General features: G+C 63.8%; 22 protein-coding genes and 1 tRNA gene. 6 read left to right on the top strand and 17 right to left on the bottom strand.

The window, feature by feature from the left end:
- Window position 1: 1 nt before the first annotated feature.
- The 8 genes from F4U95_RS12780 to rpsL form a co-directional block, all read right to left on the bottom strand.
- The gene (locus tag F4U95_RS12780; protein ID WP_120250992.1) at window positions 2-319 is read right to left on the bottom strand and encodes a 50S ribosomal protein L23; all 318 of its coding nucleotides are present in this window, start codon (window positions 317-319) and stop codon (window positions 2-4) included.
- The gene (gene rplD, locus F4U95_RS12775; protein ID WP_120250993.1) at window positions 312-935 is read right to left on the bottom strand and encodes a 50S ribosomal protein L4; all 624 of its coding nucleotides are present in this window, start codon (window positions 933-935) and stop codon (window positions 312-314) included. Before rplD ends, F4U95_RS12780 begins: the two co-directional genes overlap by 8 nt.
- Window positions 936-937: 2 nt before the next feature.
- Complete coding sequence (rplC, locus tag F4U95_RS12770; RefSeq protein ID WP_120250994.1) at window positions 938-1687, bottom strand: 50S ribosomal protein L3; 750 nt, start codon at window positions 1685-1687, stop codon at window positions 938-940.
- A gap of 287 nt (window positions 1688-1974) precedes the next feature.
- A complete protein-coding gene (gene rpsJ, locus F4U95_RS12765; RefSeq protein WP_007686587.1) occupies window positions 1975-2283 on the bottom strand; it encodes a 30S ribosomal protein S10 in 309 nt (102 codons plus the stop codon).
- Between the two features lie 208 nt (window positions 2284-2491).
- Entirely contained in the window at window positions 2492-3682 is a 1191-nt protein-coding gene (tuf, locus tag F4U95_RS12760; protein WP_120250995.1) for an elongation factor Tu, read from the bottom strand.
- A 137-nt stretch (window positions 3683-3819) separates the two neighbouring features.
- The gene (gene fusA / locus F4U95_RS12755) at window positions 3820-5913 is read right to left on the bottom strand and encodes an elongation factor G (RefSeq protein WP_120250996.1); all 2094 of its coding nucleotides are present in this window, start codon (window positions 5911-5913) and stop codon (window positions 3820-3822) included.
- A 158-nt stretch (window positions 5914-6071) separates the two neighbouring features.
- Window positions 6072-6542 (bottom strand): 30S ribosomal protein S7, encoded by a 471-nt coding sequence (rpsG, locus tag F4U95_RS12750; RefSeq protein ID WP_120250997.1) that lies wholly within the window; start codon window positions 6540-6542, stop codon window positions 6072-6074.
- 13 nt (window positions 6543-6555) lie between these two features.
- Window positions 6556-6927 carry a 30S ribosomal protein S12 gene (gene rpsL / locus F4U95_RS12745; protein WP_004208728.1) on the bottom strand — a complete coding sequence of 124 codons (372 nt, stop codon included), beginning with the start codon at window positions 6925-6927 and terminating at the stop codon, window positions 6556-6558.
- Between the two features lie 491 nt (window positions 6928-7418).
- On the opposite strand from rpsL, the gene F4U95_RS12740 reads away from it, so the two are divergent.
- The gene (locus F4U95_RS12740; protein WP_150425935.1) at window positions 7419-8588 is read left to right on the top strand and encodes a M23 family metallopeptidase; all 1170 of its coding nucleotides are present in this window, start codon (window positions 7419-7421) and stop codon (window positions 8586-8588) included.
- Window positions 8569-8946, top strand: coding sequence for a bactofilin family protein (locus tag F4U95_RS12735; RefSeq protein WP_172598784.1), 378 nt, complete (start codon window positions 8569-8571; stop codon window positions 8944-8946). The genes F4U95_RS12740 and F4U95_RS12735 overlap by 20 nt, the downstream gene beginning before the upstream one ends.
- Window positions 8947-9067: 121 nt before the next feature.
- On the opposite strand, the gene F4U95_RS12730 is transcribed toward F4U95_RS12735, so the two are convergent.
- The 3 genes from F4U95_RS12730 to F4U95_RS12720 are packed head-to-tail and all read right to left on the bottom strand — an operon-like array spanning window position 9068 to window position 12400.
- Entirely contained in the window at window positions 9068-10576 is a 1509-nt protein-coding gene (locus F4U95_RS12730; protein ID WP_150425934.1) for a YifB family Mg chelatase-like AAA ATPase, read from the bottom strand.
- A 22-nt stretch (window positions 10577-10598) separates the two neighbouring features.
- Window positions 10599-11282 carry an RlmE family RNA methyltransferase gene (locus tag F4U95_RS12725; RefSeq protein WP_120251001.1) on the bottom strand — a complete coding sequence of 228 codons (684 nt, stop codon included), beginning with the start codon at window positions 11280-11282 and terminating at the stop codon, window positions 10599-10601.
- Window positions 11279-12400, bottom strand: coding sequence for a Ppx/GppA phosphatase family protein (locus tag F4U95_RS12720; RefSeq protein WP_120251002.1), 1122 nt, complete (start codon window positions 12398-12400; stop codon window positions 11279-11281). Before F4U95_RS12720 ends, F4U95_RS12725 begins: the two co-directional genes overlap by 4 nt.
- Window positions 12401-12731: 331 nt before the next feature.
- On the opposite strand from F4U95_RS12720, the gene F4U95_RS12715 reads away from it, so the two are divergent.
- The gene (locus tag F4U95_RS12715) at window positions 12732-16229 is read left to right on the top strand and encodes an autotransporter domain-containing protein (RefSeq protein WP_150425933.1); all 3498 of its coding nucleotides are present in this window, start codon (window positions 12732-12734) and stop codon (window positions 16227-16229) included.
- 180 nt (window positions 16230-16409) lie between these two features.
- On the opposite strand, the gene F4U95_RS12710 is transcribed toward F4U95_RS12715, so the two are convergent.
- From F4U95_RS12710 to yajC, 5 genes are all read right to left on the bottom strand, one after another.
- Entirely contained in the window at window positions 16410-17834 is a 1425-nt protein-coding gene (locus tag F4U95_RS12710; RefSeq protein WP_150425932.1) for a M20/M25/M40 family metallo-hydrolase, read from the bottom strand.
- 180 nt (window positions 17835-18014) lie between these two features.
- Window positions 18015-18359, bottom strand: a complete 345-nt coding sequence (locus tag F4U95_RS12705) for an Mth938-like domain-containing protein (protein ID WP_150425931.1) — start codon at window positions 18357-18359, stop codon at window positions 18015-18017.
- A gap of 47 nt (window positions 18360-18406) precedes the next feature.
- On the bottom strand, window positions 18407-19396 hold the full coding sequence (gene secF / locus F4U95_RS12700; RefSeq protein ID WP_120251004.1) for a protein translocase subunit SecF: 990 nt from the start codon (window positions 19394-19396) through the stop codon (window positions 18407-18409).
- Window positions 19397-19417: 21 nt separating this feature from the next.
- Entirely contained in the window at window positions 19418-21016 is a 1599-nt protein-coding gene (secD, locus tag F4U95_RS12695) for a protein translocase subunit SecD (protein WP_120251005.1), read from the bottom strand.
- An 8-nt stretch (window positions 21017-21024) separates the two neighbouring features.
- Window positions 21025-21360, bottom strand: coding sequence for a preprotein translocase subunit YajC (gene yajC / locus F4U95_RS12690; RefSeq protein WP_120251006.1), 336 nt, complete (start codon window positions 21358-21360; stop codon window positions 21025-21027).
- A gap of 184 nt (window positions 21361-21544) precedes the next feature.
- Between yajC and F4U95_RS12685 the strand changes: the two genes are divergently transcribed.
- The 3 genes from F4U95_RS12685 to F4U95_RS12675 all read left to right on the top strand — a co-directional run bounded on the left by F4U95_RS12685 (window position 21545) and on the right by F4U95_RS12675 (window position 22634).
- Window positions 21545-21621: transfer RNA gene (locus F4U95_RS12685), tRNA-Pro, on the top strand.
- Between the two features lie 191 nt (window positions 21622-21812).
- Window positions 21813-22352 (top strand): glycoside hydrolase family 108 protein, encoded by a 540-nt coding sequence (locus F4U95_RS12680; protein WP_150425930.1) that lies wholly within the window; start codon window positions 21813-21815, stop codon window positions 22350-22352.
- A 12-nt stretch (window positions 22353-22364) separates the two neighbouring features.
- A complete protein-coding gene (locus F4U95_RS12675; RefSeq protein ID WP_150425929.1) occupies window positions 22365-22634 on the top strand; it encodes a 3TM-type holin in 270 nt (89 codons plus the stop codon).
- Window positions 22635-22676: 42 nt separating this feature from the next.
- On the opposite strand, the gene F4U95_RS12670 is transcribed toward F4U95_RS12675, so the two are convergent.
- Complete coding sequence (locus F4U95_RS12670) at window positions 22677-23501, bottom strand: hypothetical protein (protein WP_150425928.1); 825 nt, start codon at window positions 23499-23501, stop codon at window positions 22677-22679.
- Between the last annotated feature and the right edge of the window lie 9 nt (window positions 23502-23510).

The raw sequence follows: 23510 nt of genomic DNA, 5'->3' as shown, positions 1-23510 counted from the left end.
CTTAGCGGACTCCCTCGGTGATATCGATCGACTGGCCTTCGGCCAGGCGGACGATCGCCTTCTTCACGTCCGAACGCGTGTAGGGCTTGCCCTTCCAGCGCTTCGTCTTGCCCTTGGTCACCAGCGTGTTGACGCTCTTGACTTCGACGCCCCAGATCGCCTCGACGGCAGCCTTGATCTCCGGCTTCGACGCATCGCCAGCGACCTTGAAGACCACGGCGTTGTTCTCGGAGAGAAGAGTCGACTTCTCGGTGATGTGCGGGGCGACAACGACGTCATAGTGACGGTTGGCGACGGCCGCGGCTTCTTTTTTAGCCATTGAAACGGGCCTCCAGCTTTTCGACCGCGGCGCGGGTGAGCACCAGCGAGTCGGCCTTCAGGATGTCATAGACATTGGCGCCAACGGCAGGGAGCAGGTCCACGCCGATGATGTTCGCCGAAGCCTTCGCGAAGCTGATGTTCACGGCGTCGCCGTCGATGAACAGCACCTTGGTCAGGTTCAGCTTGGCAAGGTTGGCGACCAGCGCCTTGGTCTTGCCTTCAGCCACGTCCAGGCTGTCGATGATCGTCAGCGTTCCCGCCTTGACCTTCGAAGACAGCGCCATCTTCAGACCCAGCGCGCGAACCTTCTTGTTCAGCGAGGGGTTGAAGTCGCGAACGCGGGCACCGTGAGCCTTACCACCACCGATGAAGATCGGCGCGCGGCGATCGCCGTGACGAGCGGTACCGCCGCCCTTCTGGCGACCGAACTTCTTGCCGGTACGGGCGACGTCGGAACGCTCGCGGGTACCGCGGGCGGTGCCACGACGCTTTTCGAGCTGCCAGGTGACGACGCGGTGCAGGATGTCGGCGCGCGGTTCCAGACCGAACACGTCGTCATTCAGCTCCAGTTCGCCGGCGGCCTGCGCGTCGAGGGTCTGTACATTGACCTTCATGATTAGCCCTCCTGGCCTTCGGTCGCTTCGGGAGCGACTGCTTCAGCAGGCGTCTCGGCAGCGGTGTTGCTGTTGGCGGCAGCCTTCAGGCTGGCCGGATAGGGAGCGTCAGCCGGGCGCTTCACCTTGACGGCGTCGCTCACGGTCAACCAGGTGCCCTTGGCACCGGGGACCGAACCCTTGACGAACAGCAGGCCACGCTCGACGTCCGTGCGGACGATTTCGAGGTTCTGCTGCGTGCGCTCGCGGTCACCCATGTGGCCGGCCATCTTCTTGTTCTTGAAGACGCGACCCGGATCCTGACGGTTACCAGTCGAACCATGGGCACGATGGCTGATCGACACGCCGTGCGTGGCGCGCATACCGCCGAAGCCCCAACGCTTCATGGCACCGGCAAAACCCTTACCCTGGGTGTGCCCTGCAACGTCGACCAGCTGGCCGGCGATGAAATGGTCAGCGGCGATTTCAACGCCGACATCGAGGAGAGCATCCTCGGCGACGCGGAATTCGACCAGGCGAGCCTTGGGCTCGACTTCGGCCTTGGCGAAGTGGCCACGCTGCGGCTTGGCAACATTCTTCACCTTGGCAACGCCAGCACCGAGCTGAACGGCCACATAGCCATCGCTGTCGACATCCTTGCGTGCCACGACCTGGTTGCCCTCGAGGGCCAGAACCGTAACTGGAATGTGACGTCCGTCCTCCTGGAACAGACGGGTCATCCCGACTTTCTTAGCGATCACGCCTGTGCGCATCACTTGTTACTCCCATAGAGGCCCGCCTTAGCAGCGGGCGTATCCAACGAAAAAACCGCTCAGCATCTCTGCTTCGCGGCCCAACCCAATGTTTAGATCACCCCGTCCGGGTTGGATGCCACCCCCTCTCGGGAACAGCGACGGGGGACCAGAACCGCGACCTCTCCAGCTTACTGGCGTCGCGCGGTATCCCTTGTGTCGTTTGAGCTTCCGCCCCTCTTGAAAATCAGAGGTCCAGAATACCCGATACCCTGCCCTCCAAAAGGAAGGCAGGGACTTGCCGGCGTTTAGGCCAGCTTGATTTCGACGTTCACGCCGGCAGCCAGGTCCAGCTTCATCAGCGCGTCGACCGTCTGCGGCGTCGGCTGCACAATGTCAAGCATACGCTTGTAGGTGCGGACTTCGAACTGCTCGCGCGACTTCTTGTCGATGTGCGGACCACGGTTGACCGTGAACTTTTCGATGCGCGTCGGAAGGGGAATCGGACCGCGAATAAGGGCGCCGGTGCGGCGGGCGGTGTCGGCGATGTCGCCGGTCGCCTGATCGAGCACGCGATGATCGAACGCCTTGAGGCGAATGCGGATGTTGCTGTCCATAGTTCCTGTACCGATGCGAAAGAGCCAAAAACGTAGAGCATTTTCAAAAATCAGCCGGAGCAGCCGATGATTTGTAAAAATGCGCCAACAAAAAATATCCGCCCCGTAAACTGCCCTTCTAGCTCTTGCGAGCCGGAGAAAGGCGATCCGGGGCGGTTAAAATCCTCAGCGGCGCGAATCGGACGATTCGCGCCGCTGCGGTCCTATATTACTTCGAGATCGTGCCGACAACCCCTGCGCCGACGGTACGACCGCCTTCACGGATGGCGAAGCGCAGACCCGGATCCATAGCGATCGGGGCGATCAGCTTGATGCCGAGCTTCACGTTGTCGCCAGGCATGACCATTTCGGTGCCTTCGGGCAGGATCACTTCGCCGGTCACGTCGGTGGTGCGGAAGTAGAACTGCGGACGATAGTTCGCGAAGAACGGGGTGTGGCGACCGCCTTCTTCCTTCGACAGCACGTACACTTCGGCGTCGAATTCGGTGTGCGGGGTGATGGTGCCGGGCTTGGCCAGAACCTGACCACGCTCAACTTCTTCACGCTTCGTGCCGCGCACCAGGGCGCCGATGTTGTCGCCTGCACGACCTTCGTCGAGCAGCTTGCGGAACATTTCCACGCCGGTGACGGTGGTCTTGCTGGTGTCCTTGAGGCCGACGATTTCGACTTCTTCACCAACCTTGATGATGCCGGTTTCGACGCGGCCGGTCACGACGGTACCACGACCCGAGATCGAGAACACGTCTTCGATCGGCATCAGGAAGGGCTTGTCAACCGGACGCTCGGGCTGCGGGATGAAGCTGTCGACGGCAGCCATCAGCTTGAGAACAGCGTCGTGGCCGATTTCAGGGGTCTTGTCCTGAAGGGCAGCAACAGCCGAACCCGGGATGACGGGGATGTTGTCGCCGTCGAAATCGTAGCTGCTGAGCAGCTCACGGATTTCCAGCTCGACCAGCTCGAGGATTTCGGCGTCGTCGACCAGGTCGACCTTGTTCATGAACACGACGAGCTGCGGAACGCCAACCTGACGGGCGAGCAGGATGTGCTCACGGGTCTGGGGCATCGGGCCGTCGGTGGCCGAAACGACCAGGATCGCGCCGTCCATCTGGGCGGCACCGGTGATCATGTTCTTCACATAGTCAGCGTGACCCGGGCAATCGACGTGCGCGTAGTGGCGGGCTTCGGTTTCATATTCGACGTGGGCGGTCGAAATGGTGATGCCGCGCTCGCGCTCTTCGGGAGCCTTGTCGATGTTGTCGTACGACGTAAAGGTCGCGCCGCCGGTTTCGGCCAGCACCTTGGTGATCGCTGCGGTCAGCGAGGTCTTGCCATGGTCAACGTGACCGATGGTGCCGATGTTGCAGTGCGGCTTATTCCGCTCAAACTTAGCCTTAGCCATTTTATCCTACCTTCTAATCAAAATCAGCTTGGGTCTGACCGCTCGGCCGCGCCTCGCGAAGGCGCGTCCATAGCAGCAAATTTACAGATTACCAGCCCCTAACCGAGCCGCTTGCACGGCTCGGCCCGGGAAAATCATCAGGCCATCTTCGCCTTGACTTCATCCGCCACATTCTGCGGCACTTCGTCATAGTGCGAGAAGGTCATCGAGTAATTCGCACGCCCCTGGGTGAAGGAACGCAGCGAGTTCACATAGCCGAACATGTTCGCCAGCGGCACCATGGCCTCGACGATCTGTGCGTTGCCGCGCGTGTCGGTGCCCTGGATCTGGCCACGACGGCTGTTCATGTCGCCGATGACGTCGCCCAGATATTCTTCCGGGGTCACGACTTCGACCTTCATGACCGGTTCGAGCAGGGTGATGCCCGACTTCTGCGCCGCTTCGCGCATCGCGGCGCGGGCACAGATTTCGAACGCCAGCGCCGACGAGTCGACGTCATGATAGGCGCCGTCATACAGCACGATCTCGAAGTCGATGATCGGGAAGCCGATCAGCGAACCGGTCGCTGCCGTTTCGCGGAAGCCCTTTTCGATCGCGGGGATATATTCCTTGGGAATATTGCCGCCCTTGATCTCATCCTTGAACAGGATGCCCGCACCGCGCTCGCCCGGCGTCAGCTTCACCTTGACGCGGCCGAACTGGCCGGTGCCACCCGACTGCTTCTTGTGGGTGTAGTCGATGTCGACCGGCTTCTTGAGATATTCGCGATAGGCCACCTGCGGCGCACCGACATTCGCCTCGACCTTGAACTCGCGCTTCATGCGGTCGACCAGGATTTCGAGGTGAAGTTCGCCCATGCCCTTGATGATGGTCTGGCCCGATTCGTGATCGGTCGACACACGGAACGAGGGATCTTCGGCGGCCAGGCGGTTGAGCGCGACGCCCATCTTTTCCTGGTCGGCCTTGGTCTTGGGTTCCACCGACAGCTCGATGACCGGCTCGGGGAATTCCATCCGCTCCAGAATGATCGGCTGGCGCTCGGCGCACAGCGTATCACCGGTGGTGGTTTCCTTCATGCCGGCCAGCGCGACGATGTCGCCGGCATAGGCCGCATCGATATCTTCACGGCTGTTGGCATGCATCAGCAGCATGCGGCCGATCTTTTCCTTCTTGTCCTTGACCGAGTTCAGGTACGTGCCCTTGGTCAGGGTGCCCGAATAGACGCGCAGGAAGGTCAGCGAGCCGACGAAGGGATCGTTCATGATCTTGAACGCCAGGCCCGAGAAGGGTGCGTCGTCCGCGGTCGCACGGCTATCAGGTTCGTCGGTGTCGGGGTTGATGCCCTGCACGTCTTCGATGTCGAGCGGCGAAGGCAGATAATCGACGACCGCGTCGAGCAGGGGCTGAACGCCCTTGTTCTTGAACGCCGAACCACACAGCACCGGCACGAAGGCCTGACCCAGCGTACCCTTGCGGATCAGCTTCTTGAGGGTCGCGACATCCGGCTCATTGCCTTCCAGATAGGCTTCCATCGCCTCGTCGTCCTGTTCGACGGCGAGCTCGATCAGCTTTTCGCGATATTCGGCAGCCTTGTCAGCCAGGTCGGCCGGAATCTCTTCATAGGAGAATTCGGCGCCCAGGCTTTCATCCTTCCAGATGATCGCACGGTTTTCGACCAGATCGACCAGGCCCTTGAAATCGGCTTCGGCGCCGATGGGCAGGTACAGGACGGCCGGGGTCGCGCCCAGGCGATCGATGATCGTCTGTACGCAATAATAGAAGTTGGCACCGGTGCGGTCGAGCTTGTTGATGAAGCACATCCGCGGAACCTTGTACTTGTCCGCCTGGCGCCACACGGTTTCCGACTGCGGCTCAACGCCGGCAACGCCGTCGAACGCGGCGACCGCGCCGTCGAGCACGCGCAGCGAACGTTCGACTTCGATGGTGAAGTCGACGTGGCCGGGGGTGTCGATGATGTTCAGGCGATGCTCGGGGCCCTTGCCCTCTGCGGCCTTCCACACGCACGTCGTCGCAGCCGACGTGATGGTGATACCACGCTCCTGCTCCTGCTCCATCCAGTCCATGGTCGCGGCGCCGTCATGGACTTCGCCGATCTTGTAGGACTTGCCGGTATAGTAAAGGATACGCTCGGTCGTGGTGGTCTTGCCGGCGTCGATATGCGCCATGATACCGAAGTTACGATAATGTTCGAGCGGATGGCTGCGGGCCATGATGCTTCTCCGTTGCCGGCGCACCGGCGGTGAGGGGATTCGTTTTTCTGCGCGTGGCCCCTAAACCAATCCGTTCGCCATGGGTAGCCACCCATGGCGAACGGACCGATTTTGAGTGCCGAATGTCGAAACGGGCACCTTGCGGCGCCCGTCCGATATTACCAGCGGTAGTGCGAGAAGGCGCGGTTCGCTTCCGCCATGCGGTGCGTGTCTTCGCGCTTCTTCACGGCATTGCCGCGGTTGTTGGCGGCGTCCAGCAGCTCACCCGAAAGGCGCGCGGCCATCGTGGTTTCGCTGCGGTTGCGCGCGGCGGTGATCAGCCAGCGAATCGCCAGGGCCTGCGAACGTTCGGGACGAACTTCGACAGGCACCTGATAGGTCGCACCGCCGACACGGCGGCTGCGGACTTCGATGCCGGGCTTGATGTTGTTCAGCGCATCATGGAACAGACCGATCGGATCCTTTTTGGCGCGGGTCTCGACAGTGTCGAGGGCACCATAGACGATCGATTCCGCAACGGCCTTCTTGCCGTCCTGCATGATGCTGTTCATGAACTTCGACAGCACGATATCACCGAACTTGGGATCGGGCAGGATGATGCGCTTTTCGGGGCGACGACGACGTGACATATTCTAGTCTCCCTTACTTCGGACGCTTCGCGCCGTACTTCGAACGGCTCTGCTTACGATCCTTGACGCCCTGGGTATCCAGAACGCCGCGCAGTACGTGGTAACGCACACCGGGAAGATCGCGTACGCGGCCGCCACGGATCAGCACAACGCTGTGCTCCTGAAGGTTGTGGCCTTCACCCGGAATGTAGGTGATGACTTCGCGCTGATTGACCAGACGCACCTTCGCCACCTTACGAAGCGCCGAGTTCGGCTTCTTCGGGGTCGTCGTGTAGACGCGGGTGCAAACGCCGCGCTTTTGCGGGTTCGCATCCATTGCAGGGACCTTGGACTTGGTCTTCTGCAGCTCGCGGCCCTTGCGGACCAGCTGGTTGATTGTTGGCATGAAGCCCTTCACCTTTTTCAGTTACTTTACCTGGACGTCCCCGCGTTTTGCACCGTCCGGACGAAAGATTCGACCAAACGGCAAAGGCCCCGGTGGGCATAAGCCCCTGGAGCCGCAAGAGCACCCGGCAATGTTCAGCTCTAAAAAGTGCCCAGAGAAAGGACGGAAAGAGAGCGAGTCTCCCCACGTCCGGGCCGCTGGGCAGCCGCGCCTATAGCGATGCGCACCGATCCGGTCAAGCAAGCCGCCTGGCCCATCGGCGCAGCACCTTCATTCCTGTCGCTCGAAACGCTCCGGGAAGTGAAAAATACTGTCATTCGGACGGAACCAATGCACGCGATCCTCGTTTCGTCCCATTCGAACTTCGACTCGTCACGAGTCCGCAATGGCGGATTCGCGCGCAGTGCAAAGCTTTGCTACCGGCCCCGGCGGGCAAAAGAAGCATGGTTTAGAGTCGCGGGGTCGCATTGTCGCATCAGAAGAAGACGGGAATGGCCGGCCTCCGGGACCGGATCAGCGCCCTCTGCCCTGAGCGGGAGATTTTCCTGCGCTCCGGTGGCCAGGTCAAATTCATCCGTATCTCCCGCCGCGCGCAATTGGCCGCAGCGGGCCTGCTGTCCGCCGCGCTGATCGGCTGGGCCGGCGTCACCGTCTCCATGTTCGCCAGCAGCGCCTCGGTCGAGCAGCAGCGCGCCGCGCTCGCCCGGCAAGGAAAGTCGGTCGCCAGCGCCGCCAGCAAGGTGGAAGGCTATCGCCAGTCGGTCGAGGAACTGGCGCAGGATCTGAAGACCCGCCAGGATTTCATGGACGATCTCTACAAGACGCATTTCGGGGCTGAGGACGGCAATGCCGCCGGCGCCGATCTGGTCGGGGAAGAGAAGAACGCGGACAAAAGCGACAAAGCGGAGCAGCTCAACACCAAGATCAGCATGGCGCCCGAAGCCGCGCCGCTGGTGAAGCTGGAGCAGCGCCAGCGCCGCTTCGCCCTGCTGCTGACCCATGCGGTCGAGCGCCGCGCCGACAAGGCCGCCGCCGCCATCCGCAGCTTCGGCCTCAATCCTGACACGCTCGCCCGCAGCGCCGCCCGCGCGCAAGGTGGTCCCTTCGTCCCCTGGAAGGGCGACAAGGGCGCGATGACCGGCGAACTGGAAGATCTTGCCGACGCCATGTCGCGCATGGAATTTCTGGAACGCAGCCTGCTCACCATTCCCTCGGGCCAGCCCACCGGTTCACCGATGCTGACCAGCAGCTACGGCTATCGCCGCGACCCGTTCAACGGCCATGCCGCTTTCCATGCCGGCCTCGACTTTCCCGGTCGCTACGGCCAGCCGATCAACGCCGCCGCCGATGGCAAGGTCAGCTATGTCGGCCAGCGTCAGGGCTATGGCAATGTGGTCGAGGTGGAGCATGGCAATGGCATCATGACCCGCTATGCGCACCTGTCCGGTTTCGCCAGCCGCGTCGGCCAGAAGATTTCGCGCGGCGACACGATCGGCCGCATGGGCTCGACTGGCCGATCGACCGGCACCCATCTGCATTTCGAGGTTCGGCTGAACGGCCAGGCCGTCAATCCCCGCCCCTTTCTGGAGGCCCGCAAAGATGTTCTCCAAGTCCAGCAAATCGCCACGGCCCGTTTCGCCGATGTCCGCGACCGGGGGTAAGTCCATCCCCTTCTCGCTGATCGGCGGTGACGTCACCATCGCGGGCAATCTGACCGCGAGCGTTGACCTCCATGTCGATGGCGCGATCGAGGGCGATATCAGCTGCGCCGCATTGGTGCAGGGACCGGACAGCCGAATCACCGGCCATGTGACGGCGCAGAGCGCCCGCCTTGCGGGGCTGGTCGATGGGTCGATAACGGCGGGCGAACTGGTGGTGGAAAGCAGCGCCCGGATCACCGGCGACGTCGTCTACGAACGGATCACGATCGAACCGGGCAGCCGCGTAGAAGGCCGCTTCCGCCCCAAGGACAGCGATGCACCCGCGACCGAGTTGAAGCTGATCACCAGCGACAGCTGAACGGACATAATGGCGGGCATGGGTGGATATGCGACGGTCTGCTTATCTTTAGCCCTCTCCCGTTTTTCACGGGAGAGGGCTAAAGATAAGCAGACCAAACCTGCTCGGCAACCGCCCCTCCTCAATTGACCGGGGGCCTCCGCCGATAACTCAACGCCTCGGCCACATGCACGCGCCCCACCCGCTCGGCCCCGGCGAGATCGGCGATCGTGCGCGCCACCCGCAGCACGCGGGTATAGCCGCGCGCCGACAGCTTCATCGCGGCGGCCGCCTGTGCCAGCAATTGCCGTCCGGCCTCGTCCGGCCCGGCGACTTCCTCCAGCCGTTCGCCATCCACCTCGGCGTTGGTGCGCGTCTTGCTCCCGGCATAGCGCGCCGTCTGAACGCTCCGCGCCGCCGCGACCCGCGCTGCAACCTCGGCCGATCCTTCGGCGGGCGGCGGCAGCACCAGATCGGCGGCCGTCACCGCCTGCACCTCGACATGCAGGTCGATACGATCCAATAATGGCCCCGACACCTTCGCCTGATAATCCGCCGCACAGCGCGGCGCGCGCGAACAGGCCAGCGCCGGATCGCTGAGATGCCCGCAACGGCACGGATTCATCGCCGCGATCAACTGCACCCGCGCCGGGAAGGTCACATGCGCATTGGCCCGCGCCACCGTCACTTCGCCCGTCTCCAGCGGCTGGCGCAGCGAATCGAGCACCGTGCGCTGAAATTCCGGCAATTCATCCAGAAACAGCACGCCCAGATGCGCCATGCTGACCTCGCCCGGTCGCGCCTTCAGGCCCCCGCCGACCAACGCCGCCATCGACGCACTATGATGCGGGCTGCGATAGGGCCGTGCCCGGCTGATCCGCCCGCCCTCCAGCGTCCCGGCGACGCTCGCCACCATGGAGCTTTCCAGCGCCTCGGACGGCGTCATGTCGGGGAGGATACCCGGCAGGCAACTCGCCATCAGCGACTTGCCCGCGCCGGGCGGCCCGACCATCAGCAAATTATGGCCACCCGCTGCCGCAATCTCCAGCGCGCGCTTGGCGACCTCCTGGCCCTTCACCTGTTTCAGATCCACTGTGCGCACCGGCGCATCGACCGCGCCCGGCTGCGGCGGCGACAGCGCCGACGTCCCCTTGAAATGATTGAGCAGGCTCAGCAGATCCGGCGCGGCGACCACTTCCACTTCGCCCGCCCAGGCGGCTTCTGCCCCTTGGGCCACCGGACAGACCAGGCCCTTGTCCTGTTCGCCGGCATGGAGCGCGGCCAGCAGCACGCCGGGTGACGGCGCGGTCCGCCCGTCCAGCCCCAGTTCGCCCACGACCACATAGCCCGACAGCGTCTCGGCATCGATCACGCCCATCACACCCAGCAAGGCCAGCGCTATGGGCAGGTCGAAATGCGATCCTTCCTTGGGCAGGTCGGCGGGCGAAAGGTTTATCGTGATGCGCTTGGGCGGCAGCGACAGGCCGATCGCGGCGATGGCATTGCGCACCCGCTCGCGACTTTCGGCTACCGCCTTGTCGGGCAGGCCGACCAGAATGAAGTTAGGGAGGCCGGGGACCAGCTGGCACTGCACCTCCACGGCGCGCGCCTCCAGCCCCAGATAGGCGACCGTCGAAACCGTTGCGACCAAATGCCCCCCCGCTATGCTCTTCTCAGGTTGGATCGGTACCTTCGTCCGGTCGCCCCTTGAACCCCTGTGCCACGACATACCATTCGACGCTGCCCTTGCGGCTGGCCGGCGGCTTGGCATGCTTGATCGTCGTGAAATTCTTCTTGAGCAGCACCAGCAATTCGCCGTCCGTGCCGCCCGCAAACACCTTGGCGACGAAGGTGCCGCCCTTGCGCAGATTTTCCACCGCGAACCAGGCGGCCGCCTCGACCAGCCCCATGGTGCGCAGGTGATCGGTCGCGGCATGGCCGACCGTATTGGCCGCCATGTCGGAAATGATCAGGTCCGGCTCCTGCCCCAGCGCCTCACGCAGCACATCGGGCGCCTTGTCGTCCATGAAGTCCATTTCGAACAAAGTGACGCCCGCAATCGGATCGACCGGCAGCAGGTCGATGCCGACCACGGCAGCCTTCGGCGCCATTTTCCGCACCACCTGCGCCCATCCGCCCGGCGCGACGCCAAGGTCGACGACCGCCTTCGATCCCTTCACGAAATGGAATTTCTCGTCCAGCTCGATCAGTTTGAATGCGGCGCGGCTGCGCCATCCTTCCGCCTTCGCCTTGCGGACATAGGGATCGTTCAGATGCCGCTCCAGCCAGCGCACCGACTGCGCCGTACGGCCCTTGGCGGTCTTGACCCGCACCTTGCCGACACCAGACCCTCTCACATCACTCTCCCGTCGCGGTCCATCAGCCCGCGTAAAATACCCTCTCTGATACCGCGGTCAGCGACGCCAAGTCGCTCCGCCGGCCAGATATCGAGGATCGATTCCAAAATGGCGCAGCCCGCCACCACCAGATCGGCCCGTTCGGTCCCGATGCAGGGCAGTTTCTGCCGTTCCGCCAGGTTCATGCCGGACAAGCGATCCGAAATCGCCCGCATCGATTCGCACGGCACGATCAGGCCGTCGATCGCCTGCCGGTCGTACCGCGGCAGGCCCAGATGCAGGCTGGCCAGCGTCGTCACCGTCCCCGACGTGCCGAGCAGCCGAATATCCTGCGCATCCTTGGGCAGGCGACGGGCCAAGGGCGAAAAAGCCTCCGCCACGCGCGCGCGCATTCGTTCATAGGCAGCCAGCCGGTCGGCGGCATTGCCATGGTCGAACGCTTCGCTCTCCGTCAGCGACACCACGCCCCAGGGCGCGCTCACCCAATCGACGATACGCGGCGCGCCGGTCGTGCCGTGCGAATCGACCAGCACCAGCTCGGTCGATCCCCCGCCAATGTCGAAGATCAGCGCCGGCCCTTCGCCCGGCTCCAGCAGCGCATGGCAGCCCAGCACCGCCAGCCGCGCTTCTTCCTGCGCGCTGATGATGTCGAGCGCGATGCCGGTTTCCTTATACACCCGCTGGATGAATTCCGCGCCGTTGGACGCGCGGCGGCAGGCCTCGGTCGCAACCGATCGCGCCAGCGTGACATGACGGCGGCGCAGCTTGTCGGCACAGACGGAGAGCGCCGCAATGGCCCGGTCGATCGCCGCGTCGCTGATCCGGCCAGTGGCGGCCAGCCCCTCGCCCAGACGCACGATCCGCGAAAAGGCATCGACGACGATGAAGCCGTCGGCGGACGGCTTGGCGATCAGCAGGCGGCAATTATTGGTGCCCAGGTCAATCGCGGCATAGGATCGACGGTCGCGCGCACCATGGGGCGAAAGGCCCCGCTGTACCGGCGGGGGCGGAATGGCCGCAGCCTTGCTCCCATTGCCCGGACCGGAACGGGCGCGCTTGCCCGCATAACGGCCGGCCGGGCCGGAACTCTGCGGCGATGGGCGGCTCTGCTGCACCATGCCGTAACTCACTTCTGCTTATCGCCAGCCCCCAAAGCGGAGCCGGAACTTGACTCCATGCTTAGGCAGATATGCCGCGATACGCAAGCGACCCGCCGGCCGGGTGGTCCGGCGTAACGACCGACCTTCGTCCAAAGACATCAGATGCGCGGAGCAAATTTCGTTACGAACCGATAACGAATGACAATCATCGTTAGTAATGCATTAATATCGTACAAATCAGTCAGGAATGTGACCTTTTTGAAACAAGTCCAGACTTTCTTCGTGCGACTGATTGTCTTGGGCATTTCAGTTGACTAGCCTCCCCCTTGGTCTTTGGGGAGTTTATAACATGCACATTCGCAAGAATGGCGCGGGCCTGTTGGCGCGCGCCGGTCGCTCGGCCCTTCTCGCTTCCGCAGCCATAGCGGCTCTCAGCATCGCACCTGTCGCACAGGCCGTCGTGCCGGCCGACGACAAGACTCCCGCGGACATTCTCGACAGTGGCGTGAACGGTGTCGGCATCATGTATCGCGACGATGGGTTCGTTTGCACCGGAACGCTCATCAACCCGCGCACCGTCATCTTCGCTGCCCATTGCGTCAATGATTACACATCGGCCGACTATAGCACCGTCAATGGCGGCATACCGGTGGCCTTCGCCTTCGAAGCGAATGCCCGCCCCGGCGTGATCGACTGGATTTCGAACAATTACCGCACCAACACGGCGCTCAGCGTCTATAATGTCAACAACATCGCCTATAATCCGGACTCGCTCGACCCGCCGGCACTCAGTTTCCTCTATGGCGACGTCGCGATGGCGACGCTGGACACACCGGCCGCCGACGTGCCGACCTGGGCCGTCCTCTTCTCGGCCCTGCCCACCCCTTCCTCGATCAGCGAGACGAGCGGCACCGGCTATCATGTGACCATAACCGGCTATGGCCGCAGCGGCAGCGGCACCACCGGCAACAGCTTCGGCATCGACTTCCGCCGCAAGACAGCCGAAAATTTCCTCGGCCTGCTCGGCTCGCTCGACGATGTCGATGCGTTCCTGTTCGGCGAAGCCGGCGGCTATTCGCAAAATCTCTATCACACCGATTTCGACGATCCGAAGCGAGAGAACCCCTTCGACTTCAACCTGTTCAAGGATGACGCCTTGCCCAATGAAGGCGCCACCGCCGGTGGCGATTCGGGCGGTCCGCTGATCCTGGACCAGGCTTTCAACGAAAAGACGGTGATCGGCGTCCTGTCGGGCGGCAGCCGCTATTTCCTCGAACAGCCCGCCAGTTCCTATGGCGGCTCGTCCTTCTACCAGCCGCTCTATCTCTTCTGGGACTGGATCGCCGAAAACAATCCCTATCGCTATGCCACCGCCAAGGCCGGCGACGGCAAATGGAGCGACGCCAGCCATTGGCTCACCGCACTCGACCCCAATTACCGGATTATCGACAATAGCGGCCGGCTGGTGAACGGCGTGCCGACGACAGCGGGCGCCGGTGCCTTTGGCGAGGATGGCACGCAGAAATTCGGCCAGCTATGCTACCAGCCCGATGGCATCTGCTATGATGTCGGCACCGGCACGATCACCGTCGATGGCGTGCCGGTCGAGGGTGCCGCCAGCAGGACCACCCCGGCCACCGCGACGGCCGCCGGCACCACGACCGTGTCCAACAGCAAAGGCAAGGTCGAAATCGCCGAGCGCAGCCCCAATGCGGAAGGCGCAACGCTGACCAGCGGCGCCATTCGTGACGCGCAGGCCGTGGGCGATGTGACGGCCGCTGCCCTGCCCAGCGCGACGCTGGCCAACGGCCTGCCCGGCGCGACGGGGTTCATCCCCAACAATATCGACCCGGCCGCCTCGCGGGGTGTCGTGGGTCGCTATTATGACGTGACGCTGCGCGCGGCCGGCAAGACCACGCTGGATACCGTCGCGACCGTCGATCGCTTCACCATTTCGGGCGCTGGATCGACTCTGGATGTCACCGCCGCCGGATCGCTGACCAGCCTGATGGATATTACCCATCTGGCCGGCGTGGTGAATATCGACGGCAAGGTCCAAACCCAGGGGGACTATTTCCTGCTGTCCGGCCTGTTGTCGGGCAAGGGTACGCTGCGCGCGCCCTTCTTCACCAACGTCCTGGGCACCGTGGCCCCCGGCGGCATCGGCACGGTCGGTACGCTCAGCGTAGAGGGCAACGCCCTGCTCGCTTCGGGCAGCACGCTGCATATCGACCTGGGCGCCAATGGCGTGTCCGACGTTCTGGCGGTCAAGGCGACGCAGTTCGTCGGCGCAGATAGCCAGAGCGCTGCCGGAACCCCGACCACCGGCGGCCAGAGTGGCGGCCAGCAGCAGCGTCAGGAACAACTGTCCGCAGCGGCCATCACCGCGGCGCAGGCCGACGGCGACCTGTCACGCCTTGCTATCGGCGATCCGATCGACGGTATCGCCGCCGTCGGCGGTCGCGTCGTGTTCGGCGCAGCCACCGGCACGAAGCTTCGCTATGGCAACCGATATACGTTCGTGACGGCCCAAGGCGGCATCGACGGCAGCTTCACCGCCCCGGCCCAATTGTCGGCGATCCTGAAGCCGGTGCTGATCTATGGCGACAACAGCGTCAGCGTGCGGATCGACGCCGGCCGCTATGCCGACGTGGTCAATCGCGCCGCGCCGAACCAGACCAGCTTTGCCCAGCTGCTCGACCAGAATCGTCCGCTTTATGCCAAATATGCCTCTCTCTATGGCGAGGCGGACCTGCTGAGCGTCGCGGGCATTCAGGCAAGCTTCGAAGCGATGGCGCCGCGCACCGAAACGCTCAAGACGTCGATGGCCGAAGTGCTCAACGACAATATGGCGCGCTTCTATCGTGATCGCCTGACCAAGCTGGACGGCGGTTCGCTCGGCGGCACGCTGACCATGACCGGTCAGCCGATCCAGCTGGCCGCCGCAAGCCTCAACAATATCGACTTGGGCATGGACCAGAGCGGCAATAGCGACACGACGACGCGCGAAGGTGTGTTGCCCGACGATATGAGCGCCTTCCTGGCCGGTGGCTATATCGACGGCAAGGCGGCGCCGATGCGCACCGCCGTGCCGCTGGGCAGCGACCAGTTTAACGGCTGGTACGGCGCGCTGGGCGTCGAAAAGGCGTTCGGCGACAATGGTGTCATCGGCCTTGCCGCCTCCTTCAGCGAATTGAAGGGCAATACCGGCGCCAATGACTGGGCACGCGCACGCCTTTATCAGGGCACCGTCTATGGGGCCTTCGACCTTGGCGGGTTGAAGCTGGATGCGGTAGGCAGCGCCGGTACGCTGGCCACGCGGTCGCGTCGGTCGTTCGCGGTCGGGGTGAACCCCTACACCCTCTACGGCAACGACCAGGAACTGGCGCTGTCGGGTGAAATGGGCCTCAGCAAGGCGCTGGGCAGCGAAACGTTCGGCATCGTGCCGCGCGCCTCTATCCGTGGCGCCTATATCAGCTCGGGCAACCTGGCTGAAACCGGCGGCGATGCGGCCCTGGTCATCAAGCGCCACGCCATCCGCAGCGCACAGGGTCGCCTGGGCGCCACGGTGAAGGCGGACAGCGGCGGCTTCAAGCCTTACCTGACCGCCAACTTCGTGCATGAATTCAACGACCAGCCGGCCTTCCTGCTGGCCAATCTGGTCGGCGGCACCGGCGGCCCGGCGCCCTTTGCGCTCGGCGGTTCGGACAAGAATTGGGGCGAAGTCGGCGGTGGCATCACGCTCACCACCGGCACCATCGACCTCACTCTCTCGGCCGACACCACCGTCTGGCGCCAGGACGTGAAATATCAGAGCTATCGCGCCGGGGTGAAGTTCCGCTTCTGATTCCCAGCATCCAGCAAAAAGGAAAGGGCCGCCCGATGGGGCGGCCCTTTTTCTTATATCGACAAGCCATGATGGGAATCGATGGCTCTGCATTCCCCGGCGCCAGTCCTAAGCTCTGAGCTGGACCCCGGCCTGCGCCGGGAAACGCCCCATATCACCTAGCTTCAAGGCGTCTTGGTTCTACTGCGTGTACAGCTTCACCAGTCGGTAGAGGAACGCCCGCCCGTCCAGCAGCGATTTGACGCGGATACGTTCGTTGAGGCCATGGACGCCCTGCCCGTCCGGGTCGGCAAACATGCCCGACACGCCATAGGTCGGGATGCCCGCCGCATTGGTGAAGCGCCCGTCGGTCGCGCCGGTCGCCAGACGCGGGATCACCGGCACGCCCGGCCACATCTCCTTCGTCAGCGTCTCGATCGGCCCCATGATCTGCGGCGTCAGTTCCGGCGCGGACGATTTGGGCTGCGGCGGATCGGCCAGCGTCACTTTGACTTTCGGATCGGCAGCGACGTCGCTGAGGCGCGCCAGCACGGACTCGACGCTTTCGCCAGGGATGATGCGGCAATTGACGTTCGCCGTCACCGATTGCGGCTGGGCATTGGGCGCATGCCCGCCATTGATCAGCGTCGGGATGCAGGTGGTGCGCAAAGTCGCATTCCAGCTGCCGCTCTCCGCCGACACGGTCGCATAATCGGCGTCTGTCGCCTTACCCGTACCGATCGCCGCCATCGCCGCCAACACTTTGGTGGGATAGAGCGACGCCGACGCGCCGAAATAGGCTTTGGCCGCGGGGGTCAGATCGACCGGAAAATCATAATCGTTGATCCGGGCCAGCGCCGCCGCCATCCAGCCGATCGCATTGAAACGCGGGGTCTGGCGCGAGCTATGCCCACCCGGCGCGGTCGCGGTCAGGGTGAAGTCCTGATAGACCTTCTCGCCGGCCTGCACGCCCTGGCTGACCGGCTTGCCCGCTTCGTCCAGCGACCCGCCGCCGCCTTCGTTCAGCGCCCAACCCGCCTTCAGCGCATCGGGCCGGTTCTTCAGCAGATATTCGACGCCGTTCAGCGCCTTCTCCGTCTCCTCGCCGCAGGTCAGCGCCAGCTTGATCGTGCGCTTGGGTTTATAGCCTTCGGTCTTGTAACGGATCATCTGATCGGTGAAGGCCGCCGCCATCGCCTTGTCGTCCGACGTACCGCGACCGTAAAAATAGCCGCCCTCCTCGATCAGGGTGAAGGGATCGCGCTCCCAATCGGCGCGCTTGGCCGCGACCACGTCGATATGGGCAAGCAGCAGGACGGCCGGCAGCTTGGCATTGCTGCCGCGCAGGATCGCAGTCAGATTGCCTTCCTTGGGGTGCGCCGGATCGGTGACGATCGCGATGTCGCTATCGGCATAGCCCGCCGCCTTCAACCGGGCGCCCATCCGCTCCGCCGCGACCGTGCAGCTGCCATCCGGCCAGCTCGAATCAGTTTCCACCAATTCCTTGTAAAGCGCGCGGAAGGCCGGCTCGTCCCCCCGCGCCTGCGCATCGGGCGTCGCCGCATGGGCGCTGGTGGTGGCAAAAAGCGCAGCGATGAGCGCGGCGGCGGGACGGTGAAATGCCATGAAAAAGCCCCCTTGGGTTCAGCAAGGGGGCGACTTTGATCAAAGCAGGGGAAGAGGGCAAGCACTGCCCGACAGAATAGTGCCTTCATGTTCCCCGGCGCAGGTCGGGGTCCAGATCAGACCTTGAATACTGGACCCCGGCTTGCGCCAGGGAACAGCGTCGTAACAGCCGCACCTGCGTTACAGCGGCAGCAAAGCCGCCACGATCTGCCGCTCTTCGGCGCGCAATACGCCCCAGGCGCGGGCGGCGGCGCGGCTGTCCATCGCCTCCACGCCCAGCCCCAACGCCTCGACCGCGCGGGCGAAGGGACGCGGCGGCTGGCGCAATCCCGCGCCGGTGCCCAGCAACAGAAATTCCGGTCGGGGATCGGTGCCAAACAGGTCGCCCAGCGCCTCGATCGTCAGTGCATCGACTGACGTCGGCGCATCGGCCCAGGCCAGCGCCCGCACCGGACTGAGCAGCAGGCCGCCGGGAAACACATCGTCGCGCACCCGGAAGCCCCGGCCCTGAAAGCCGGTGACGATCGGCCCCTGCCCGCTATCGTCGCGGCGGAGCTTTATCCCGGAATCGCTCAGGGCTTGGCCCCGTCGTCGCGGGGGCCGACCCGCTCGGCGGTACCGGCATAGTCGCCCTTCTTGGCTGCCTTCTTCTCCGACGTCTGCGGGCTAAGGCCCAGCGAGATGAGGAGCGAAGACGACACATAGACCGACGAGTAAGTGCCCACGATAATGCCCAGCATCATGGCGGCGGTGAAGCCGCGCAGCACATGGCCACCCAGCAACAGAAGCGCCCCCAGCGCCAGCAGGATCGTCACCGACGTCATCACCGTGCGCGGCAGCGTTTCGTTGACAGACAGGTCGATCAGCGACTTCATGTCCATCTTGCGATATTTGCGCATATTTTCGCGGATACGGTCGTCGATCACCATCTTGTCGTTGATCGAATAGCCCACGATCGTCAGCACGGCCGCGATGATGTTGAGGTCGAATTCCAGCTGGGTGATGGCAAAGAAGCCCAGCGTCATCAGCACGTCGTGGACGATCGCGACGAAGGTCGACACGCCGAACTGCCATTCGTACCGGAACCAGCTGAACACCGCGATGCCCAGGATCGCCAGCACGACGGCCAGAACGCCATTCTGGATCAGCTCACCCGACACCTTGCCCGACACCGTGTCGTAGCGGGAGAAGGTGACGCCGGGGAATTCGGCAACCATCGCCTTGCGGGTCTTTTCCACGACGGCATTGGCCGCACCGGCACCGCCCTGTTCGGGCAGCGGCAGGCGGATCTGCACCGTCTTGGGATCGCCGAACTGCTGGAGCGAGCTTTCGCCCACGCCCAGCGATCCGATGGTGGAGCGCACCTTGTCGGTTTCCACCGCCTGCGGGAATTTCGCCTCGATCATCAGGCCGCCGACGAAATCGACGCCAAGGTTCAGGCCCTTGTGCAGGGTCGCGCCGACCGCCAGCACCGTCAGCAGCGCAGTGAGGGCAAAGGCCCATTTCCGCACGGCGACGAAGCCGATATTGGTGTTGTCGGGGACGAGCTTGAGAAGTTTCATGGGTGTATCCTCCCGCCCCTCTTAAATATGAATGTCGGTCGGACGGGTGCGGCGCACCCAGTTCGCGACGACCATGCGGGTGAAGGTGACGGCGGTGAACACGCTGGTCGCGATGCCGATCAGCAGCACGATGGCGAAGCCCTTGACCGGCCCGGAGCCGAGCGCGAGCATGATGCCGCCAGCGATGGCGTGGGTCACGTTCGCCTCGAAAATGGTGCGGCTGGCTTCCTTGTAACCATGTTCGATCGACGCCACGACATTGCGTCCACGCCGCCGTTCCTCGCGGATACGTTCGTAGATCAGCACGTTCGCGTCGACGGCCGTACCGATGGTCAGCACGAAACCGGCGATACCGGGCAATGTCAGCGTAGCGCCCAGCATGCCCATCACGCCCAGAATGACCAGCACGTTGATGGCGACGGCCAGGTTCGCATACATGCCGAAGCGGCCATAGCTCACGAACATGAACACAGCCACGGCGACCACGGCGACCACCGAAGCGATCAGGCCCGCGCGGATCGAGTCGGCGCCCAGGCCCGGCCCGACGGTGCGCTCTTCCACGACGACGAAATTGACGGGCAGCTTGCCCGAGCGCAGCGCGATGGCGAGCTGGTTGGCGCTTTCCACGGTGAAGCTGCCGCTGACCTGCGCACTGCCGCCCAGGATCGGCTCGTTGATATTGGGCGCCGACAGCACCTTGCCGTCCAGGATGATGGCGAAGGGGCGGTTGACGTTCTGCGACGTCACCTGTCCGAATTTGCGGCCACCCGAACTGTTGAAACGGATGTTGACGATCGCCTGGTTGCTCTGGTCATAACCCTGGGTCGCGTCGCTCAGATCCTCGCCCGACACCATCACCTGACGCTTGACCGCGATGAACGGCACGCCCGACGGGTTGTTGACATAGGGCAGCACTTCGCTGCCTACCGGCGCACGGCCCTGTGCCACTTCGGCCGGGTTGGCGGTCGTATCGACCAGCTTGAATTCCAGCTTGGCGGTCTGGCCCAGCAGCGCCTTCAGCGCCTTGGGATCTTGCAGCCCCGGCACCTGCACGACGATACGATTGTCGCCCTGCTGCTGGATCGTGGGTTCGCGCGTACCCATTTCGTCGATGCGGCGGCGGATGACTTCGGTAGACACCTCCATCGCGCTCTTGACCGCATTCTTGATGCCGGCATCGGTCGGCGTGATGGTGATGGTGGAGCTGTTCACCACCTCGACATTGAAGTCGCGCTGGCCGGTCAGGCCCGCACCCTGCGTCAACGGGCGGATGCGCTCGACGGCGGCGTCCACCTGGCTCGGCTCGCGGACCATGAAGCTGAGCTTCCCGTCGCGGCTCGAAATGTCACCGATCGCGATCTTGGGATCGCCCCGGCGCAACTCGGTGCGAACCTGCTCTTCCATGTTGGTCAGGCGCTGCTTGGCGACATCCTGGGTCGACGCTTCGAGCAGCAGATGGCTGCCGCCCGACAGGTCGAGGCCAAGATTCACGCGCGTCTGCATGAAGCGGGGCAGGTGCGCGACGGTGGCGTCGGGCAGGAAGCTGGGGATGGCGCACAAGACGCCGATCGCCAGCGGCAGGATGATCGCGGCGATCGCCCAGCGCGAGAAGTTCAGCATGGAGGGACTCAGTCGTTCGCAGGCTTGGCGGCGGTCGGGTCGATCACTTCGGTCAGGGTCGACTTGACCGCCTTGACCTTCATGCCCGGTGCCAGTTCGATGTCCGCGTAGATGTCGTCCACGCGCACGACCTTGCCGACCAGGCCGCCACCGGTGATGACCTGATCGCCCTTCTTCACGGCGTCGATCTTGGCCTTATGCTCCTTCATCTTCTTTTGCTGCGGACGGATCAGCAGGAAATAGAAGACCACGAAGATCAGGACCAGCGGCGCCATCTGCACCAGGATTCCGGCGCCGGAGGCTTGCCCGCCCGCGGTCTGGGCAAAGGCTGGGGTAATGAACATGGGTGGGACTGCCTTGTCTCTATCGGTCGCACACGCCCTGTCGGCATGCACGGATCAAGGGCGGGCGGCTAACATAGATGGGGGGCAAGAGGCAATATGATTAGGGATTCGGGCAAAGTGTGAAAAGAGGTGCGATTGAGCGCTTGCGCTTTTCTTTTCCGCCCCCTATTGGGCGCCCTCCGGTCGGGACGTAGCGCAGCCTGGTAGCGCATCACACTGGGGGTGTGGGGGTCGGAGGTTCGAATCCTCTCGTCCCGACCAAGATTTTCCGAAATAGCGGCCGCCCGGGGGACGGACGCGGGAAAATATCCCGAGCGCAAGCGCGGGATCCGCTGTTTTCAGCAATATCCTTTCCGTCATCATGTGTCTCAGTGGTTCGGGCAAAAATGCCTGTCCTACAGCGAACCATATGGGATAAATGATTCGCCTCATTCCCGATATGGAGGCGACCCATGGACATTCACGACCTGATCGAAGAGGTCATCGCCCGCGAAGGCGGTTACAGCGATCATCCCGCCGACCGCGGCGGCCCCACCAATATGGGCATCACCCTGAAGGTCGCCCGCGCCAACGGCTATATGGGCGATATGAAGCTGCTGCCGCGCAGCGTCGCGGAAGCCATCTACCGCCGCCTTTACTGGGAACGGCCAGGCTACGCCTTCATCGCCGAAATGAGCTGGCCGATCGCCGCCGAACTGTTCGACACCGGCATCAACATGGGCGTCGCGACCGCGACCGGCTTTCTGCAGCGCGCGCTGAACGCCCTCAATCGCAACCAGAAGGATTATCCCGACCTCAAGGTGGATCGTCAGGCCGGCGCACGCACCTTCGCGGCATTGACCGCCTTTCGCGCCCTGCGCGGCGCGAGCGGGGACAAGATACTGCTCAAGGCGCTCGAAGCGCTTCAAGGCGAACGCTATGTCGCGCTGGCGGAACAGCGTCCGGCGAACGAAGCCTTCCTCTATGGCTGGCTCGCCAACCGGATCGGTTAATGGAGACGCTTCATGCAACAGGATAGCGATGCCGAATCGGCCGACATCTGGACGCGGCGGGCCCGTCCCGCCTTCCTCTATGTCATGTACGCGCTGTTACTCTGGTCGCTGCCCATGGGGCTGATCGCCGGGGTGCGGCCAGACATGGCGGCGGCGATCACGGCCGGGATGCGCGCCTATCTGAACGCCCTGCCCGAACCGCTCTATGCGCTCTTCGGCACCGGCTATCTGGGCTATACCGCTGCGCGCGCCTGGGGGAAGGCGAAGGGCGCGGAACGCTAGGCACGACCGGGCGGAGGACGCAGCCCCTCCGCCCGGCCTGCATCAGAAGCGGCGATGCGCCGCCGCGTCCACCGTGTCGCACAGCCCGCGAAACCCATAGTCGCCGGTCCCCGCTATGCTGATCCGGCCGCCAATCCGATCGACCGTCAGGCGCGGCTTGTTCAGGCCGTTCAGCCGATATTCGCCGCTGATCCGGTCCGGCTGCATGGAGACATTATAGATATCCCACCAGCCATCCTCGCTGCCGCGCGAATGAATCGGCGGCACCAGCTTGCGCGGCAGCTTGATCCGCCCGCCGCCCGGCCAGAATTGCAGCATCACCGACGCATCGAACTGCTGCGCCGACAATTCGACGCGATTGTCATAGACATAGCGTTTGCGATCATGGTCCCAGGTCCAGCCGGGATTATTGGCCACGGTCGGGCGCTGGCCATCGCCAAAACAGACCAGGCCCAGCTCTATCGCGCGCCCATCGACCATCGCTGCGCCCTCCCCGGCTACGACCATGCTGGGGTCGCTCCGTTGCGGCCGTGCGCCGGCATGACCCAGATCGGGATGATAGCCGCCATCCTGGTGCGCCGGCGCCGCCTGCTCGCAATCGGGCGCAGGGGTCGCGACGATGGATTGATATCGGCCGTCGAAGGTCACCACGCTCAGACATTGATGCCGCTCGGCGTGCCACCAATAGCTCCATTTGCGATCGTCGCCGCTTTGCACACGCACGAACCGATAGCCCCGCGCCTGCAATTGCGTCTGGCCGCCCGCACCCTTCGCGCCTACCAGATCGCGAACATCGGTTGGTGTCTCCGCCAGAGCAGGTGGAGCCAGAAGGCACGATATCAGGGCAAGCAAAGGGACGCGGGACATGTCGATGCT

The sequence above is a fragment of the Sphingobium limneticum genome (assembly GCF_008710165.1).
GTDB lineage: Bacteria > Pseudomonadota > Alphaproteobacteria > Sphingomonadales > Sphingomonadaceae > Sphingobium > Sphingobium limneticum.
The sequence above is the reverse complement of the archived record's forward strand: the minus strand, read 5'-3'. Positions and strand labels throughout refer to the sequence as shown.

What these genes read in the sequence shown, in the direction of transcription:
- fusA (WP_120250996.1), bottom strand. Translation starts at nt 5,913, where the DNA reads ATGGCCCGCAGCCATCCGCTCGAACATTATCGTAACTTCGGTATCATG.
- F4U95_RS12715 (WP_150425933.1), top strand. Translation starts at nt 12,732, where the DNA reads ATGCACATTCGCAAGAATGGCGCGGGCCTGTTGGCGCGCGCCGGTCGC.
- F4U95_RS12735 (WP_172598784.1), top strand. Translation starts at nt 8,569, where the DNA reads ATGTCCGCGACCGGGGGTAAGTCCATCCCCTTCTCGCTGATCGGCGGT.
- rplD (WP_120250993.1), bottom strand. Translation starts at nt 935, where the DNA reads ATGAAGGTCAATGTACAGACCCTCGACGCGCAGGCCGCCGGCGAACTG.
- rpsJ (WP_007686587.1), bottom strand. Translation starts at nt 2,283, where the DNA reads ATGGACAGCAACATCCGCATTCGCCTCAAGGCGTTCGATCATCGCGTG.
- F4U95_RS12720 (WP_120251002.1), bottom strand. Translation starts at nt 12,400, where the DNA reads ATGGTGCAGCAGAGCCGCCCATCGCCGCAGAGTTCCGGCCCGGCCGGC.
- secD (WP_120251005.1), bottom strand. Translation starts at nt 21,016, where the DNA reads ATGCTGAACTTCTCGCGCTGGGCGATCGCCGCGATCATCCTGCCGCTG.
- F4U95_RS12740 (WP_150425935.1), top strand. Translation starts at nt 7,419, where the DNA reads ATGGCCGGCCTCCGGGACCGGATCAGCGCCCTCTGCCCTGAGCGGGAG.
- rpsG (WP_120250997.1), bottom strand. Translation starts at nt 6,542, where the DNA reads ATGTCACGTCGTCGTCGCCCCGAAAAGCGCATCATCCTGCCCGATCCC.
- F4U95_RS12680 (WP_150425930.1), top strand. Translation starts at nt 21,813, where the DNA reads ATGGACATTCACGACCTGATCGAAGAGGTCATCGCCCGCGAAGGCGGT.
- F4U95_RS12780 (WP_120250992.1), bottom strand. Translation starts at nt 319, where the DNA reads ATGGCTAAAAAAGAAGCCGCGGCCGTCGCCAACCGTCACTATGACGTC.
- tuf (WP_120250995.1), bottom strand. Translation starts at nt 3,682, where the DNA reads ATGGCTAAGGCTAAGTTTGAGCGGAATAAGCCGCACTGCAACATCGGC.
- rpsL (WP_004208728.1), bottom strand. Translation starts at nt 6,927, where the DNA reads ATGCCAACAATCAACCAGCTGGTCCGCAAGGGCCGCGAGCTGCAGAAG.
- yajC (WP_120251006.1), bottom strand. Translation starts at nt 21,360, where the DNA reads ATGTTCATTACCCCAGCCTTTGCCCAGACCGCGGGCGGGCAAGCCTCC.
- F4U95_RS12675 (WP_150425929.1), top strand. Translation starts at nt 22,365, where the DNA reads ATGCAACAGGATAGCGATGCCGAATCGGCCGACATCTGGACGCGGCGG.
- F4U95_RS12710 (WP_150425932.1), bottom strand. Translation starts at nt 17,834, where the DNA reads ATGGCATTTCACCGTCCCGCCGCCGCGCTCATCGCTGCGCTTTTTGCC.
- rplC (WP_120250994.1), bottom strand. Translation starts at nt 1,687, where the DNA reads ATGCGCACAGGCGTGATCGCTAAGAAAGTCGGGATGACCCGTCTGTTC.
- secF (WP_120251004.1), bottom strand. Translation starts at nt 19,396, where the DNA reads ATGAAACTTCTCAAGCTCGTCCCCGACAACACCAATATCGGCTTCGTC.
- F4U95_RS12670 (WP_150425928.1), bottom strand. Translation starts at nt 23,501, where the DNA reads ATGTCCCGCGTCCCTTTGCTTGCCCTGATATCGTGCCTTCTGGCTCCA.